Raw genomic sequence first — 15419 nt, 5'->3', positions numbered from 1 at the left:
GTTCTGTCAGGCGGCCGAGGCGGTCGCCGGTTGCATGTCGAGATGCCGGCCGTTGTGGCCGGTGATCGTCACCGTAACGAGGCTGCGGGGGATAAGGTCCGGTGCCGCGACGAGGGTGAAGTTTTCCGTATGGGCCATCCCGGTCATTTCGACAAGGATGGTCTGGCGCGTGCCGACCATGGAAGCCAGATGGCGCGCCTGCAGCCGCTCCGCGGTTTCGCGCAGGCGTGCGGCGCGCTCCTTGACGAGGCGGCGGTCGAGTTGCGGCATGCGGGCAGCCGGCGTGCCGGGGCGCGGGCTGTAGGGGAAAACATGCAGCTGGGCGATGCCGATCGCGTCCGCGAGACTTGCGGAGTTCTCCGCCATGGCCTCGGTCTCGGTCGGGAAGCCGGCGATCATGTCGGCGCCGAAACTGATCTGCGGTCTCAGGCGCCGGACCTGTTCGGCGAAGGCCAGCGCGTCGGCGCGCGAATGGCGGCGCTTCATACGCTTCAGGATCATGTCGTCGCCATGCTGCAGCGAGAGATGCAGATGCGGCATGAAACGCGGCTCGTCGGCGATCAGGTCGAACAGATGACGGTCGGCCTCGATGCCGTCGATCGAGGAGAGGCGCAGGCGGGCGATCTCCGGGATCTGCTTCAGCAGCGTCTTGGCGAGCAGGCCGAGGGTCGGGCGGCCGGGCAGGTCGGCGCCGTAGCTGGTGGCGTCGACGCCGGTCAGCACCACCTCGCGATAGCCGTTCTCGACCAGTCTGCGGGCCTGCTCGACGACCGCACCCATCGGCACGGAGCGGGAATTGCCGCGGCCGAAGGGTATGATGCAGAAGGTGCAGCGGTGGTCGCAGCCGTTCTGCACCTGCAGGAAGGCGCGCACATGGCCGTCGATATGTCCGACGAGCTGCGGCGCGGTTTCGGTCACGCTCATGATGTCGTTGACGCGCAGCTTTTCGTCCGCCGCGACGCCGAAATCGGGAAGGGCCCGATAATTCTCGGCCTTCAGCTTTTCCTCGTTGCCGAGCACGGCATCGACCTCCGGCATGGCGGCAAAGCCCGCCGCGTCGGTCTGGGCGGCGCAGCCGGTGACGATGATGCGGGTCTTGGGATTCTCGCGCCTTGCGCGGCGGATCGCCTGGCGGGCCTGGCGCACGGCCTCGCCGGTCACGGCACAGGTGTTGACGAGAATGGCGTCGTCGAGGCCGGCCTTGGCCGCCTCGGCCTTCATCACTTCGGACTCGTAGGTGTTGAGCCGGCAGCCGAAGGTGATGACGTCGATGCCGCTCACGAAGCCTGGGCTCCGGTCTCGCTTGCCGGATCGCGCGCGAAGGCGCCGGTGGCCGGGTCGAGCCGGCCGGACCATTCCCACTCGGCGGGACCGGTCATGACGACGCGGTCATTGTGCTCGCGCCATTCGATGATCAGCGGCTGGCGGCTGGGGCTCGAGGCGACGTCGATCGTCACCTTGCGGCCGGTGCGTCCGGTGCGGGCCGCCGAGACGCCGGTAGCGCAGGCGGCCGAGCCGCAGGCAAGCGTCAACCCGGCGCCGCGCTCCCAGGTGCGGGTGCGCAGGCGGTCCTTGCCGGTCACCTGGGCCAGCGTGATATTGGCCCTTTCCGGGAACATCGGATGGTTCTCCAGGAGCGGGCCGAAGCGTTCCAGTTCGTAGTCCATCGGATCGCGGTCGACCCAGAAGATGGCGTGCGGATTGCCCATCGAGGCGACCGAGGGCGAATGCAGGATCGGCGCGTCGATCGGGCCGATCTGCAGCTCGATGCGGCTGGTGTCGTGGAATTCCTCCGCCAGCGGAATGCGGTTCCATTCGAAGACCGGCTTGCCCATGTCGACCGAGATCAGGCCGTCCTCGTGTTCGATGGCATTGAGGATGCCGGCGAGCGTCTGGAAGGTGAAGGTCTTGCGGCCGGTTTCGGCCGACAGCGCCTGCACGACGCAGCGCGTGCCGTTGCCGCAGGCCTGGGCGAGCGTGCCGTCGCAATTGATGATGTCGATCCAGGCATCGGTGCCTTCGGCCCGCGGGTCATGGATCGCCATGATCTGGTCGAAGGCGGTCATCGGATCGGCGGCGAGCGCGATGGCGGCTTCCGGCGTCACCTTGTCCTTGCGGCCGCGCATGTCGACAACGAGAATCTTGTTGCCAAGCCCGTTCATCTTCGCGAATTCGACCATGTCTGCCATTTGACCATTCCTCGACATCTTCGGGCTTATATGGCGGAAACCGGCGGAAATTACCAGTGTGAAGGCATGCGGGTGAGGCCGCGAGGCCGGCATGCAATCTCCCCCCTTGAGGGGGAGATGTCGGCGTCGCCGACAGAGGGGGTGTCTACGAACGCGACGGGAGGGTTTTGGCCGAGTTTGGGGCCCTTCATTTTTCAATGTCAGCGCGAGCTCGCCCCCCTCTGTCCTGCCGGACATCTCCCCCACAAGGGGGGAGATCGGCGTGGGGCAGGCCCTTTGCCCGACCGAATACGCCGGCCGGGCTATCGCCCTCCGGTTCCGCTGCAGTCTCGATGTGTCCCGGCAGGCCGGGACGGACGGGGCGCCTCTGGCTGCCGCGTAAGGTAAAATATTCAAATGACACCCGGAGGCGCCCCGTTCGGCGGTTTTTGCCCCGCGACTTCGGCCTCTCTGCGGCGCCGGCCCTTGCCGGGGAAATTTTAAGGCGGGCCCGGCTTTTGACCGGCGGACGCCCGCACACCCTCGACAACCCGGTCTTACCACCATGCCACGCCACACAGGCGCTCCCGGCGCGCTGTCAGGGCCGGCAAGGTCTTGGGCCGTCCAAAGCCCAAAAACCTTGCCCCCACGTCGCCAGGGGGAGACCATTTTCCGCGGACCCCGGGGAAAGGCTCTCGCGTCCTTCCTCTTCCCCCGGCGCCGGCTCCGCCTCGCCACAACGCCTTGTGGTGTATCCGCGACGGAACGGGGTCAGTTTAGGGCGAGGCGAGGGGGTGGGGAAATGCGCGCGGTGGTGATATTGAATTCGTTAGAGAATTACTGGAGTTCGTCCCCCGTTTCTGGTCTCGCGACCAAGGTGCAGCCTTCTTCCTCTGGTCAGTCGGGTCCTCGCAGAGCCGGCGCCGGCTTCGGTGGCGCCACCTCTCCCCCTGTGGGAGAGGTTACAAAATCAACAGCTTAGCCGAAGGCTAAATGTTAGATTTTGTTGGTGAGGGGGTGTCGTAGGGTGCAACGAAATACCCCCTCACCAAGTTCGCCGCGCCAATCGGCTACGCCTCTTGGGGCGAACTATCCTCTCCCACAAGGGGAGAGGAGCGGTTGCGTATCGCGGCGGAAATGGTGCAGTCGCTCAGATCTCCGGCACGTCAAAAACCTCGCCGGGGCGCAAAGCGCGGAAGCGGGTGGGGGGGATGGCGGCGGCGGAGAGGGCCTGTGACAGGTCCTCGACCGGGGCCTCGATCGCCTCGTCGGTCAGCTGGAAGGTGCCGAAATGGTGGCCGACGGCGTGGGCGGTGTTGCAGAGGCGAAAGCCTTCGACGGCTTCTGCCGGGTTCTGGTGCTGGCCCTTCATGAACCAGCGCGGCTCGTAGGCGCCGATCGGCAGGTTGGCGAGGCGGAAGGCGCCGTGCCGGTCGGCGGCGGCGCGGTAGTTGATGCCGTCGTGAAAGCCGGTGTCGCCGATGTGGTAGATCTTGCCTGCCGGGGTGGACAGCACGAAGGCGGCCCAGAGCGCCATGCGCCGGTCCCTCATCCCCCGCGCCGACCAGTGGTGGCAGGGCTCGGCATGGATCGACAGGCTGTCCCAGTATTGCAGGTGGTCGCCCCAGTCCATGTCGGAGATTTTTGCCTCGGGCAGGGCGCGGTGGATGATCGTGTCATTGCCGAGCGGGGTGACGATATGAGGCCCGTGCTCCTCGACGAGCCGGGCGAGTGTCGGCAGGTCGAGATGGTCGTAGTGATTGTGGGTGACCAGCACGATGTCGATCGGCGGCAGGTCCTCGAAGGCGATACCCGGCTTTGCCACCCGCTTCGGGCCGGCGAAGGAGAAGGGGCTGGCGCGCTTCGACCAGACCGGATCGGTCAGGATGTTGAGGCCGGCCACCTGGATCAACAGCGTGGCGTGGCCGATCATCGTGACGCGCAGGTCGGCGCCGTCGACCCGCTCGCGCAGCGGCGTCGAAGCGGGGCCATGCGCCACGCGTTTCGGCCAGCGGGCGCGCTTGCCGTTGGTCTGCCATTTGAGAAGGTCGCGCATGCCGCCGGGCTCGACGCCCTCCGGGTTGAAAAAGCGCTTGCCGTCGAAATGGTCGGAGACGGGGCCGGTATAGTAGGGATTGGCGGGCTTGGCTGACATGGACGACCGTGACCGTTGCGGGAGAGGTCAATTTGGGGACGCGCGCGGCACTTGGGAAGGTGCGGGCCCGCCGAATCCGTGCTTTTGCCCGCCAGCCTTGACTTTTCCGGCCCTTTGCTGTTAATCGCCCCCAATCTGCGAAGAGACAAGCACTCCGAGCCGCCGACCGGGACCCGTCAAGGTATAAAGAGATCCCGGAGGTCAACACCCGACAGCGCGATGCGCCCTCGGGTGCATTTTGGCTTTGCGTCTTGTTTTCAGCGCGGGAAAGACCAACGTTTCGGGGATCCGAAACGATAAGGAAGAGCCGATGTTTGATAACCTCCAGGACCGCCTTGGTTCCATTCTGAATGGACTGACCGGCCGTGGCGCCTTGTCGGAAGCCGATGTTTCCGCCGCGCTGCGCGAGGTGCGCCGTGCGCTTCTGGAAGCCGACGTGGCGCTCGAGGTCGTGCGCAACTTCACCGACCGGGTCCGCGAGAAGGCCGTCGGCGCGGCGGTGCTGAAATCGATCAAGCCCGGGCAGATGGTCGTCAAGATCGTCCATGACGAGCTGGTCGAAATGCTGGGTTCCGAAGGCGTCGGCGTCGATCTGAATGCCGTGGCCCCGGTCGTCATCATGATGGTCGGCCTGCAGGGCTCGGGCAAGACCACCACCACCGGCAAGATCGCCAAGCGGCTGACCGACCGCGAGCGCAAGAAGGTCCTGATGGCCTCGCTCGACACGCGTCGTCCGGCCGCCCAGGAACAGCTGCGCCAGCTCGGGGTCCAGACCGGCATCGACGTGCTGCCGATCATCGCCGGCCAGTCGCCGACCGACATTGCAAGCCGCGCCGTGCAGGCCGCCAAGCTCGGCGGCCATGACGTGGTCATCCTCGACACCGCCGGCCGTACGCATATCGACGAGCCCTTGATGGTCGAGATGGCCGACATCAAGAAGAATGCGAAGCCGCATGAAATCCTGCTGGTCGCCGATGCGCTGACCGGTCAGGACGCCGTCAACCTCGCCCGCAATTTCGACGAACGCGTCGGCATTACCGGTCTCGTCCTGACCCGCATGGACGGCGACGGCCGCGGCGGTGCGGCGCTGTCGATGCGCGCCGTCACCGGCAAGCCGATCAAGCTGATCGGCGTCGGCGAGAAGATGACGGAACTCGAGGAGTTCCATCCACGGCGCATCGCCGACCGCATTCTCGGCATGGGCGACATCGTCAGCCTCGTCGAGAAGGCGGCGGAGAACATCGACGCCGAAAAGGCGGCTGCCATGGCCGCCAAGATGGCCAAGGGCAAGTTCGACCTCGACGACCTCGCAGACCAGCTGCGCCAGATGCAGAAGATGGGCGGCATGGGCGGCATCATGGGCCTGATGCCCGGCATGGGCGGCATGAAGGACAAGATGGCCGCCGCCGGCCTGAACGACAAGCTGTTCGGCCGCCAGATCGCCATCATCCAGTCGATGACCAAGGCCGAGCGGACCAATCCCGATATTCTGAAGCATTCCCGCAAGAAGCGCATTGCGGCCGGCTCCGGCACGGACGCCGCCGAGATCAACAAGCTGCTGAAGATGCATCGCCAGATGGCCGACATGATGAAGGCCATGGGCGGCAAGAAGGGCGGCGGCATGATGAAGCAGATGATGGGCGGCCTTGCCGGCAAGATGGGTCTTGGTGGCATGGGCGGAATGGGCGGCATGCCGGACCTGTCCAGCCTCGACCCGAAGCAGCTCGAAGCGTTGGCCAAGCAGGCCGAAGCCGCCGGCCTCAAGCCGCCGCCGGGCATGGGCGGCCTGCCCGGCCTCAGCGGCGGCCTGCCGGGTCTCGGCGGCGCGAAACTCCCCGGTCTCGGCGGCCTGCCGGGCCTGCCGAAGAAGAAGTGAGGAAGCTGTGATGACCGATGCATCCGTCAAGGAACAGCTTTCCGGCTATCGCCAGTCGATCGACAATATCGATGCGGCGCTGGTCCACATGCTGGCCGAACGCTTCCGCTGCACCAAGGCGGTCGGCGTGCTGAAGGCCAAGTACGATCTGCCGCCGGCCGACCCGGCGCGCGAGGAATACCAGATCGCCCGTCTGCGCCACCTGGCCCAGGATGCGCATCTGGACCCGGATTTCGCCGAGAAGTTCCTGAACTTCATCATCACCGAAGTCATCCGGCATCATGAAGCCATTGCTGCCGAACACGGCGGCGTTACCGAAAAGACCGCCTGACGGCGATCCCGACCAACCCGGACCGCCTGAAGGGCGGCCCGACCAGACCGCGGACCGCCGGAAGGCGGCTCTGACAAGAACCCCCGGACCGCCGGAAGGCGGCCCTAACAAGAACCAAGGAGTAAACCCATGTCCCTCAAGATTCGTCTCGCCCGTGGCGGTTCCAAGAAGCGCCCCTACTACCAGATCGTCATCGCCGACGCCCGTTCGCCGCGCGACGGCCGCTTCCTGGAAAAGGTCGGTTCGTGGAACCCGATGCTCGGCAAGGACAATGAAAAGCGCGTCGAACTGAATGCCGAGCGCATCCAGGAATGGCTCGTCAAGGGCGCACAGCCGACCGACCGCGTTCTGCGCTTCCTCGCTGAAGCCGGCATCACCACCCGCGACGCCCGCAGCAACCCGGAAAAGGCAAAGCCGGGCAAGAAGGCTGTCGAGCGCATCAAGGAACGCGAAATGAAGGCTGCCGCTGCCGCTGCCGCCGCTGCCGAAGCTGCCGCAGAATAAGCCTCGACCTTTCCGATGATCGACGGGCGGCGGGTTTCCTGCCGCCCGTTTTCCGTTTCCATTTGCCGCACTTCGCCGTAAAAGGGCGAGGACAAACCTTGCCGACCGGAAAAGACCGAAGCGATGAGCAAACTCGAAAATCCTGTATTGATGGCCGTGGTCGGTGCGGCGCAGGGCCTGCGCGGCGAGGTCAGGGTCAAGACCTTCACCGCCGACCCGATGGCGCTCGGCGAATACGGCCATCTGCGCAGCGCCGACGGACGCGTGTTCGAGATCCTCGACATCCGCGAGGCGAAGAATGTCGTGGTGGTGCGCTTTCGCGGCATCAACGACCGCAATGCGGCCGAAGCGCTGAACGGGCTGGAACTCTATGTCGAGCGCGATGCGCTGCCCGACGACGAGCTCGACGAGGACGAATTCTACTATGCCGATCTCGAGGGGCTGGAGGTCTATGACGCCGAAGGCCAGCATTACGGCGCGGTGACCGGGGTCTATGATTTCGGCGCCGGCGACCTCCTGGAGCTCAAAGGACCGGGCAAGCGGCCGGTGCTGATCCCGTTCTCGGAGGCCGCCGTGCTGGAGATCGACCTTGAGGGTGGCCGCATCCTGATCGACCCGACCGCAGCCGGTCTGAAGGACGAGGACGAGGGCAAGCCCTATGGCGCCGGGGCCAAGGGAAAGCCGCCGCGGGACAATTCGTGAGCCCGGCCGCGATGGCGTTCAAGGCAAGCATTCTGACCCTCTATCCCGACATGTTTCCGGGCCATCTCGGCCAGGCGCTGGCCGGCCGGGCGCTGGAGCGCGGCGACTGGTCGCTGGAGGCGGTGCAGATCCGCGATTTCGCCCTGGACAAGCACAGGAGCGTCGACGACACGCCGTCGGGCGGCGGGGCCGGCATGGTGCTCAGGCCCGACGTGCTCGCCCGCGCCATCGATTCGATCGCCGATGACGGGCGCCCGCGCCTGCTGATGAGTCCGCGCGGCCGGCCGCTCACCCAGCAGAGGGTGCGCGAACTTGCCGAAGGCGAGGGGGTCGTCATCGTCTGCGGCCGCTTCGAAGGCGTCGACCAGCGGGTGATCGAGGCGCGCCGGCTCGAGGAAGTTTCCATCGGCGACTATATTCTCTCCGGCGGCGAGCCGGCAGCCCTCACCCTGCTCGATGCCGTGGTGCGCATCCTGCCGGGCGTGATGGGCAACCAGTTGTCCGGCGTGCACGAAAGCTTCGAGGGCGGGCTCTTGGAGCATCCGCACTATACCCGGCCGCAGGTGTTCGAGGATCGCGAGATCCCGGCGGTGCTGACCTCGGGCAATCACGCGGCGATCGAGGCCTGGCGCCATGAGGAGGCGAAAAAACTGACCGCCGAGCGGCGGCCGGACCTGCTGAAGTAGGTCACCGCGGCGACCTTGCGGTTACCCAGCCCTGCCCTTCGCTTGGGCTTAAGGGCGTTCGTCATTCGAAACGATTCGCTGGATCGTTTCGCCGGCTTCGCCGACCATTCCTCACCCCGTGACGAAATAGTAGATCGCAAGGCCGAGGCCGGCTGCCACGACCAGCCAGCGCAGCAGGGCCTGGGGCACGCGGCGGGCGATCGCCACGCCGGCATAGCCGCCGAGCGCCACGGCCGGCACCATGATCGCCGCATGCAGCCAGGAGACCGCGCCGGCGGTCGAGAAGACGATGATGGCGACGGCGGCAATGACGATCGACAGGAAATTCTTGAGCGCGTTGAGCCGGTGATAGTCGCCGCCGCTGGCAAGCCCGAGCGAGGCGAGCATCATGATGCCCATGCCGGCGCCGAAGAATCCGCCGTAGAACGAGGTCACGGCCTGCAGGGTCAGGCCGAGCGGGGTGGCCGGATGGCTCTGGCCGGCCTGTTTCGGGCGGAGCTTCGGCCCGGCGGCGAAGACGGCGGTGGCGGCGATCAGAAGCCAGGGCACCATGGCGCGGAAGGCCGGATTGGACAGGGAGATGAGGAACAGCGCGCCGCCGAGCGCACCGAGCGCCGATACCAGCCCGAGGACCAGGGCGCTCTTCCACAGACCGGAAAATTCGCGGCGGTAGGCGAGCGTCGAGGTGATGTAGCCGGGGAACTGGGTGATCGACGAGGTGGCGTTGGCGGCGATCGGCGGCAGGCCGGCCAGCGTCATGGCACCGAAGGTCAGAAAGGTGCCCCCGCCGGCGATGGCATTGACGACGCCGGAGAGGAAGCCGGCGATGAACAGCAGGAGAATGGTGGCGATCGACATCTTGAAGCTTTCCTCCGTGGTCGAGAACGGTTATTCGCTCATGGCCGGGACCGCAATGGCGGGGATCGGAGAAAAATGCGCGGCAAGGGATGACAAACACCAGGCTTTGGTGTATTGGCCGCGTCGGAAATGGGCCAAGCCCGTCTGCCACAAACAAAGAGCATGCGTATCCGCTCGCGCCTTACAAGGCAAAATCCGGAGGCTTTGACCGATGGATGCAAGAGCGCTCTGGCTGTTTCAGAAGAACTAGAGGTTAGACATGAACATCATTCAGCAACTGGAAGCCGAACAGGCCGCCAAGATCGAAGCCAAGCGCGGCGCGCCGCTGCCGAAGTTCGAAGCCGGCGATACCGTGCGCGTCAACGTCCGCGTCACGGAAGGCACCCGTACCCGCGTGCAGGCCTATGAAGGCGTCTGCATCGCCCGTTCGGGCGGCGGTATCAACGAGAGCTTCACCGTTCGCAAGATCTCCTACGGCGAAGGCGTCGAGCGCGTATTCCCGGTCTACTCGCCGCTGGTCGAAAGCGTCGAAATCGTTCGCCGCGGTAAGGTCCGTCGCGCCAAGCTCTATTACCTGCGCGATCGTCGCGGCAAGTCGGCTCGTATCGTCGAGAACACCAGCACCCGCGCCCGCAAGCTGAACGACGCCGAGCGCGCCGCTGTTGCCGAGGAAAAGGCACGCCTGGAAGCTGAAAAGGTCGCAGCAGCACAGGCTCTGGCCGCCGAAAAGGCAGCCGCCGAAGCCGCTGAAGCCAAGGCCGCTGCCGAAGCTGCGGCTGCAGCCGAAGCTGCTCCTGCCGAAGGCTCTGCCGAATAAGACATTCCCGTTCACGGGATTTTTGGACGAGGCGGCCTTCGGGCCGCCTTTTTCGTTTCTTGCCCCCAGCTGCGGCCCGGGTGCGGCGCTGGGGCGCGGCGGCCGGTCTTGCGAGGCTTTGCGTGGACTGCTACCACTTGCCTCGTTGAGGGGACTTCGAATGCGCCGTTCGGGATCGACATTGCAGGTCGTGGTGCGCGCCTTGTGCGTGATCGCGCTGCTTGCCGTCGGTTTCTCCCATCGCGCCCCGTCCTTCGCCTCTCCTGCTCTTTCCGCCGCGGAAGTCGCGGCCATGACCCTGCCCGACGGCAGCGTGCCGGAGCTCTGCCTGCCCGGCGACATGGACGACGGCAAGGCGCAATCGGGCTTCAACCATTGCGAGGCCTGCCTTATCTCCGCGTCGGTGCTGTTGCCGGCGCCTGCGGATGTCACCGGCAAGCGTCTTCCCGCAGTCGTCGAAGTCCTGCTTCCGCCGCGCGTGGAAGCCTTCTATCGCCAGCTCTTCCCTCCCAATGCCGCGCCCCGCGCGCCGCCCCATCCGGCCTTTGCCTGAGCCCGGTTGCGTGAGCGAGACATCGCTTGCGTCCGGAATCATTCATCGAGGCCGGTAGAGACGCATTCCGCATGCGCAACCGGTCGAAACGCCGGATTTCGTCATGCTGCAATTCACCCTCAAGGCCGCGGACGCACGCGCCCTGCCGCCACACCTGCTTTCCGACAAGACCGGGCGGCGCCACGGCGCCAATGCCCTGCACCTCCCGCCCCGCAGCACCGTCTTTCTCCAGGGTTACGGTCGTGCGCCGCAATACCGGGTGCTCGACGGCTGCGTCGCCCTTTCCCAGTCGCTGCCCGACGGACGGCGGCAGATCATCGACATGGTCGGACCCGGGCGCCTGCTCGGCATCGGCGCGGGTGAGCGCAACCGCTGCTCCGCCGACACGCTGAGCTATGTCACGCTCGAGCCGGTCGGCGAGGTCGATCACCGCGATCTCGAGCAGGCGCTCGAAGAGATGGTGCTGCGGGCGCAGGCGCATGCGACGCTGCTCGGCCGCAAGACCGCGCCCGAGCGGGTCGCTTCCGCCATCCTCGACCTGGCCGGCCAGTTCGTCCGCCCCTCGCGCAGCAAGCGCGAGGCCGTTTGTTTCAACCTTCACCCGACGCGCGGCGAACTCGCCGACTGGCTCGGCCTGACGGTGGAAACCGTCAGCCGCTGTTTCACCCGTCTCAAGCGTGCCGGCCTGATCGAATTCAGCCATCCTGAAATCGTCACCCTGCTGCAGCCCGCTGCCCTTGCCGACATTGCCGCCGGAACACGGACGCTCACCCAGGCGTGAAGCCGCCGTATGCCGCACGTTCCAGAGAATTTTCCCTGAAGGACCATAGGAAACACAGTTCATGAAGAAGATCCTGATTGCCATTGCCGCCGGGCTCATCGCATCCGCAAGCCAGGCGCTTGCCGAAATCAAGGTCACCGACGTCAAGGGCCGCGAAGTAACGCTGGAAAAACCGGCCGAGCGCGTCGTGCTCGGCTTCTACTACGAGGATTTCCTCGCCGTCGCCGGCCCGGGGGCGCTGGACAAGGTCGTCGCCCTGTCGCTGTCGACCTGGAAGGACTGGCGTCCGAACCAGTTCGCCGCCTATGAGACGGCGCTGCCGAAGCTTTCCTCGATCCCGGATGTCGGCAATACCGAGGACGGGACCTTCTCCATTGAAAAGGTGATCGCCGCCAAGCCGGATCTCGTCATCCTCGCCGCCTGGTCCTATGACGCGCTCGGCGAAGGGGTGAAGCAGATCGAGGCCGCCGGCATTCCGGTCGTCACGCTCGACTACAATGCCCAGACGGTCGAGAAGCATGTGCTCTCCACCGAAGTGCTCGGCAAGGTGATGGGGGCGGAAGACCGCGCCACCAGGCTCGCCGACAACTACAAGACAGCCATGGCCGACATCGACGCGCGCATCAAGGCGGCCGGACCGACGACCAAGAAGGTCTATGTCGAGCTTGCCCAGAAGGGCGCATCCGAGGTCGGCAATTCCTATGGCAACGGCATGTGGGGTTCGCTGATCGACAGGCTCGGCGGCATCAACATCGCCAAGGGGCAGGTGGAAAACTGGGGTCCGCTCAGCCCCGAATACGTGCTGGCGCAGAAGCCCGACCTGATCTTCCTGGCCGGCTCCGAATGGGTCAACAAGCCGTTGTCCGTGCAGGTCGGCTTCGGCGCCGATCCGAAGCTGACGCGCGAGCGCATGGCCGGCTATCTCGGCCGTCCGGGCTGGTCGGAGCTTCCGGCCGTACAGCATGGCGGCGTACACGCGATCTATCACGGCGGTGCCCGCACCCTGTCGGACTATGTCTATGCGCAGTACATTGCCAAGCAGCTCTATCCGGAGGCGTTCAAGGACGTCGACCCGGCCGCCAACATCCGCAACTACTACGACACCTGGCTGCCGATCAAGGCGGACGGCGTTTTCGTGCTGCCGTATGAAGCCGCGGGCCAATGACCGCGATCACCAGCGATATGGAGAGCCTGCGCGACGGTTATCGTCGCGCAGCATCGCGTCGGGTGGCCGCCCTGCTGGCCGCCGCGGCCTGCCTTCTCGCCCTCATGCTGCTCGATCTCACGACCGGCCCGTCCGGCATGCCGCTCGCGGACGTCTGGCAGGGATTGCGAGCCGGGCCGAACGGCGATGACAGGATGACGGCGACAATCCTCTGGCAGCTGCGCATGCCGCAGACCGTGATGGGTATGCTGGTCGGCGCCTGCCTCGGCCTTGCCGGCCTGCAGATGCAGACGATCCTGGCCAATCCGCTGGCAAGCCCGTTCACGTTCGGCTTTTCCGCCGCGGCCGGCTTCGGCGCGGCCCTCGGCATCATGTTCGGCGAGCTGATCCCGCTGCCGTCCTTTGTCGTCGTGCCGGCCATGGCCTTTGCCATGACGCTTGTCGCCTGCGGGCTTGTCTACTTCATCGCCCGCCTGCGCGGGGCGAGCCCGGAAATCCTCGTTCTCGGCGGCATCGCCGTGCTGTTCTTCTTCCAGTCTCTGCAGTCGCTGCTGCAGTTCCTCGCCTCGCCCGAAGTGCTGCAGCAGATCGTCTTCTGGCTGTTCGGCAGCCTCTTGAAGGCGAGCTGGACCAGCGTCGCGGTCACCGGCTCGATCCTCGTTTTCTGCCTGCCGCTGGTGCTTCGCAGCTGCTGGGCGCTGACGACGCTTCGCCTCGGTGACGCCAATGCGCGGAGCCTCGGCCTGTCGGTCGAACATGTTCGCCGCGAGGCCTTCCTGATCGTCGCCGTGCTGACGGCGGCTGCCGTATGCTTCGTCGGCACGATCGGTTTCGTCGGCCTGATCGCGCCGCATGTGGCGCGCACGCTGGTCGGCGAGGATCACCGCTACGCCTTGCCGCTGTCGGCGGTGACCGGCGCGATCATCCTGGTCGGTGCCTCGGTGTTCGGCAAGTTCATCTCGCCCGCGGCCGTCATTCCGGTCGGCATCATCACGGCCGTGGCCGGCGTGCCCATGTTGTTTGCGGTGATCGCCCGGCGTGGCGGAAAGGGGATCGCATGAGCGACCAACTCACTCTTGCCGATGTCGGCGTGCGGCGGGGCGGCACCCGCATTCTTCATGACGTCAGCGCTTCGCTCGCGCCAGGGCAGATCGTCGGGCTGGTGGGACCGAACGGCGCCGGCAAGTCGACGCTGCTCAATGCCATTGCCGGCCTTGCGCCCTATGATGGCGATATCGCCTGGGGCGGACGGCGGGTCGACATCCGCGCGATCGGCTTCATGCCGCAGCAGTGCCAGGTCCGGGCCGAGCTATCGGTGCTCGAAGTCGTGCTGCTCGGGCGCCATGAGCGGCTGGGCTGGCGGGTCGGCGACGCGGTGCTGCAGGCGGCATCGGACATGCTGGAGCGCTTCGGCATTGCCGAGCTTGCCGGACGGGCGATCCAGACGCTTTCCGGCGGCCAGCAGCAGCTCGTGCTGCTGGCGCAGCGGCTGTTGCGCGAGCCGAGGCTGTTGCTGCTCGACGAGGCGACGAGCGCGCTCGACATCCGCCACCAGATGCGGGTGTTCGACCTGCTCAGCGACTATGCCGCTCGCACCGGCGCGCTGGTGCTGATCGCCATCCACGATCTCAACCTCGCCGCCCGGCACAGCGACAGCATCCTTCTGCTGAACGGCGGAAGGCTGGAGGGAATGGGTGTCTTCGAGGAGATCGTCACGCCGCAGGCGCTGCGCACCGTCTACGGCATCGAGGCGGAGGTGCTGTCCTGCCGCAACGGCCGGCCCGTCGTCGTGCCGCATTCGAGCGCCGATCGGTAGACGCGGAGGATGAACGCGTCCCGGAGCCCGGCGCCGGGCCTCGGGAGAAGATTCTCCGAGCCGTCACATCGGCTGCGCTTTCGTTCCGGTCGCGCCGGCGGATTAGCACGCGCCATCCCTTGCCAGCGTCGAACAAATTGTGACACTCTCAGCGGTCACATTTTCAGGAGATTACCGATGCCGTCCAGACGCGCTCTTCTCGCCGGGCTCGCAGCCCTCGCTATCGCGCCCTTGTCCGCCCTTTCCGCCGACCTGCCGGATCTCGGCGGAAAGACGGTCGTCGTCGTCACCGAAAACGCCTATCCGCCGCTGCAGTTCGTCGACCCGAAGAGCGGCAAGGCGATCGGCTGGGAATATGACGCGATGAACGAAATCGCCACGCGGCTGAACTTCAAGGTCGAATACCAGAACACCTCGTGGGATGCGATGATCCAGGCGGTGTCCGACGGCCAGTACAATATCGGCATGACCGGGATCACCATCAAGGACGACCGCAAGGAGAAGGTCGACTTCTCCGAGCCCTATATGCGCTCGGAACAGTTCATGCTGGTGCGCGGCGACGAGACCCGTTTTGCCGACGGCAAGAGCTTCGCCGCAGTCGAGGACGCGCTGGTCGGCGCGCAGCCGGGCACCACGCCGTTCTACACTGCCGTCTACGAGGTACTGGACGGCAACGAGGCCAATCCGCGCATCAAGCTGTTCGAAACCTTCGGCGCCACCGTGCAGGCCCTGAAAGCCGGTGACGTCGACGTCGTGCTCACCGACGGCACGGCCGGCAAGGGCTATGTCGACGCTTCGAACGGCGGGCTGAAGCTCGTCGGCGGGCCGCTCGGCTCGGAGGATTTCGGCTTCATCTTCACCAAGGGTTCCGACCTGGTGGCCCCGGTCAATGCGGCGATCGCCGCGATGAAGGCCGACGGCTCGCTCGACGCGCTGAACAAGAAATGGTTCCTCGACTACAAGATGGGCGAGTGAGCCTTGATGCATGCTGATGCCGGCGCGAGGCG

At 66.0% G+C, this 15419-nt stretch carries 16 protein-coding genes; 12 read left to right on the top strand and 4 right to left on the bottom strand.

The features are described 5' to 3' along the window. Positions 1–6 precede the first annotated feature (6 nt). From mtaB to L867_RS0116010, 3 genes are all read right to left on the bottom strand, one after another. Positions 7–1281, bottom strand: a complete 1275-nt coding sequence (gene mtaB, locus L867_RS0116020; protein WP_028737815.1) for a tRNA (N(6)-L-threonylcarbamoyladenosine(37)-C(2))-methylthiotransferase MtaB — start codon at positions 1279–1281, stop codon at positions 7–9. Further along, on the bottom strand, positions 1278–2189 hold the full coding sequence (dapF, locus tag L867_RS0116015) for a diaminopimelate epimerase (RefSeq protein ID WP_028737814.1): 912 nt from the start codon (positions 2187–2189) through the stop codon (positions 1278–1280). Before dapF ends, mtaB begins: the two co-directional genes overlap by 4 nt. A gap of 1129 nt (positions 2190–3318) precedes the next feature. Beyond that, a complete protein-coding gene (locus tag L867_RS0116010; protein WP_028737813.1) occupies positions 3319–4323 on the bottom strand; it encodes an MBL fold metallo-hydrolase in 1005 nt (334 codons plus the stop codon). Positions 4324–4633: 310 nt separating this feature from the next. On the opposite strand from L867_RS0116010, the gene ffh reads away from it, so the two are divergent. From ffh to trmD, 5 genes are all read left to right on the top strand, one after another. Beyond that, the gene (gene ffh / locus L867_RS0116005; RefSeq protein WP_028737812.1) at positions 4634–6199 is read left to right on the top strand and encodes a signal recognition particle protein; all 1566 of its coding nucleotides are present in this window, start codon (positions 4634–4636) and stop codon (positions 6197–6199) included. Positions 6200–6209: 10 nt separating this feature from the next. Beyond that, positions 6210–6530 carry a chorismate mutase gene (locus tag L867_RS0116000; protein ID WP_028737811.1) on the top strand — a complete coding sequence of 107 codons (321 nt, stop codon included), beginning with the start codon at positions 6210–6212 and terminating at the stop codon, positions 6528–6530. Positions 6531–6659: 129 nt separating this feature from the next. Then, complete coding sequence (rpsP, locus tag L867_RS0115995; RefSeq protein WP_028737810.1) at positions 6660–7034, top strand: 30S ribosomal protein S16; 375 nt, start codon at positions 6660–6662, stop codon at positions 7032–7034. A 123-nt stretch (positions 7035–7157) separates the two neighbouring features. After that, on the top strand, positions 7158–7736 hold the full coding sequence (rimM, locus tag L867_RS0115990; protein WP_028737809.1) for a ribosome maturation factor RimM: 579 nt from the start codon (positions 7158–7160) through the stop codon (positions 7734–7736). An 11-nt stretch (positions 7737–7747) separates the two neighbouring features. Continuing rightward, positions 7748–8422: a tRNA (guanosine(37)-N1)-methyltransferase TrmD gene (gene trmD / locus L867_RS0115985; protein WP_028737808.1), complete on the top strand. Its 675-nt coding sequence runs from the start codon at positions 7748–7750 to the stop codon at positions 8420–8422. Between the two features lie 111 nt (positions 8423–8533). On the opposite strand, the gene L867_RS0115980 is transcribed toward trmD, so the two are convergent. Further along, on the bottom strand, positions 8534–9280 hold the full coding sequence (locus L867_RS0115980) for a sulfite exporter TauE/SafE family protein (protein ID WP_028737807.1): 747 nt from the start codon (positions 9278–9280) through the stop codon (positions 8534–8536). A gap of 259 nt (positions 9281–9539) precedes the next feature. On the opposite strand from L867_RS0115980, the gene rplS reads away from it, so the two are divergent. The 7 genes from rplS to L867_RS0115945 all read left to right on the top strand — a co-directional run bounded on the left by rplS (position 9540) and on the right by L867_RS0115945 (position 15387). Beyond that, entirely contained in the window at positions 9540–10097 is a 558-nt protein-coding gene (gene rplS, locus L867_RS0115975; protein WP_028737806.1) for a 50S ribosomal protein L19, read from the top strand. A gap of 160 nt (positions 10098–10257) precedes the next feature. Beyond that, a complete protein-coding gene (locus L867_RS0115970) occupies positions 10258–10650 on the top strand; it encodes a DUF2946 family protein (protein ID WP_028737805.1) in 393 nt (130 codons plus the stop codon). Between the two features lie 103 nt (positions 10651–10753). Further along, on the top strand, positions 10754–11431 hold the full coding sequence (locus L867_RS25535; RefSeq protein WP_051439039.1) for a Crp/Fnr family transcriptional regulator: 678 nt from the start codon (positions 10754–10756) through the stop codon (positions 11429–11431). Positions 11432–11492: 61 nt separating this feature from the next. After that, positions 11493–12596 carry an ABC transporter substrate-binding protein gene (locus L867_RS0115960; RefSeq protein ID WP_028737804.1) on the top strand — a complete coding sequence of 368 codons (1104 nt, stop codon included), beginning with the start codon at positions 11493–11495 and terminating at the stop codon, positions 12594–12596. Next, positions 12593–13657 carry a FecCD family ABC transporter permease gene (locus L867_RS0115955; RefSeq protein WP_028737803.1) on the top strand — a complete coding sequence of 355 codons (1065 nt, stop codon included), beginning with the start codon at positions 12593–12595 and terminating at the stop codon, positions 13655–13657. Before L867_RS0115960 ends, L867_RS0115955 begins: the two co-directional genes overlap by 4 nt. After that, positions 13654–14412, top strand: coding sequence for an ABC transporter ATP-binding protein (locus L867_RS0115950; protein ID WP_028737802.1), 759 nt, complete (start codon positions 13654–13656; stop codon positions 14410–14412). The genes L867_RS0115955 and L867_RS0115950 overlap by 4 nt, the downstream gene beginning before the upstream one ends. Before the next feature lie 177 nt (positions 14413–14589). Then, entirely contained in the window at positions 14590–15387 is a 798-nt protein-coding gene (locus L867_RS0115945) for a transporter substrate-binding domain-containing protein (protein WP_028737801.1), read from the top strand. Positions 15388–15419 lie beyond the last annotated feature (32 nt).

Source organism: Paenirhizobium selenitireducens ATCC BAA-1503, from assembly GCF_000518785.1.
Classification (GTDB): Bacteria; Pseudomonadota; Alphaproteobacteria; order Rhizobiales; family Rhizobiaceae; genus Allorhizobium; species Allorhizobium selenitireducens.
The sequence above is the reverse complement of the archived record's forward strand: the minus strand, read 5'-3'. Positions and strand labels throughout refer to the sequence as shown.

Bases quoted from the DNA above. Each gene is read 5' to 3' on its own strand.
- dapF (WP_028737814.1), bottom strand. From the start codon at position 2,189: ATGGCAGACATGGTCGAATTCGCGAAGATGAACGGGCTTGGCAACAAG.
- L867_RS0116010 (WP_028737813.1), bottom strand. From the start codon at position 4,323: ATGTCAGCCAAGCCCGCCAATCCCTACTATACCGGCCCCGTCTCCGAC.
- ffh (WP_028737812.1), top strand. From the start codon at position 4,634: ATGTTTGATAACCTCCAGGACCGCCTTGGTTCCATTCTGAATGGACTG.
- L867_RS0116000 (WP_028737811.1), top strand. From the start codon at position 6,210: ATGACCGATGCATCCGTCAAGGAACAGCTTTCCGGCTATCGCCAGTCG.
- rpsP (WP_028737810.1), top strand. From the start codon at position 6,660: ATGTCCCTCAAGATTCGTCTCGCCCGTGGCGGTTCCAAGAAGCGCCCC.
- rimM (WP_028737809.1), top strand. From the start codon at position 7,158: ATGAGCAAACTCGAAAATCCTGTATTGATGGCCGTGGTCGGTGCGGCG.
- trmD (WP_028737808.1), top strand. From the start codon at position 7,748: ATGGCGTTCAAGGCAAGCATTCTGACCCTCTATCCCGACATGTTTCCG.
- L867_RS0115980 (WP_028737807.1), bottom strand. From the start codon at position 9,280: ATGTCGATCGCCACCATTCTCCTGCTGTTCATCGCCGGCTTCCTCTCC.
- rplS (WP_028737806.1), top strand. From the start codon at position 9,540: ATGAACATCATTCAGCAACTGGAAGCCGAACAGGCCGCCAAGATCGAA.
- L867_RS0115970 (WP_028737805.1), top strand. From the start codon at position 10,258: ATGCGCCGTTCGGGATCGACATTGCAGGTCGTGGTGCGCGCCTTGTGC.
- L867_RS25535 (WP_051439039.1), top strand. From the start codon at position 10,754: ATGCTGCAATTCACCCTCAAGGCCGCGGACGCACGCGCCCTGCCGCCA.
- L867_RS0115960 (WP_028737804.1), top strand. From the start codon at position 11,493: ATGAAGAAGATCCTGATTGCCATTGCCGCCGGGCTCATCGCATCCGCA.
- L867_RS0115955 (WP_028737803.1), top strand. From the start codon at position 12,593: ATGACCGCGATCACCAGCGATATGGAGAGCCTGCGCGACGGTTATCGT.
- L867_RS0115950 (WP_028737802.1), top strand. From the start codon at position 13,654: ATGAGCGACCAACTCACTCTTGCCGATGTCGGCGTGCGGCGGGGCGGC.
- L867_RS0115945 (WP_028737801.1), top strand. From the start codon at position 14,590: ATGCCGTCCAGACGCGCTCTTCTCGCCGGGCTCGCAGCCCTCGCTATC.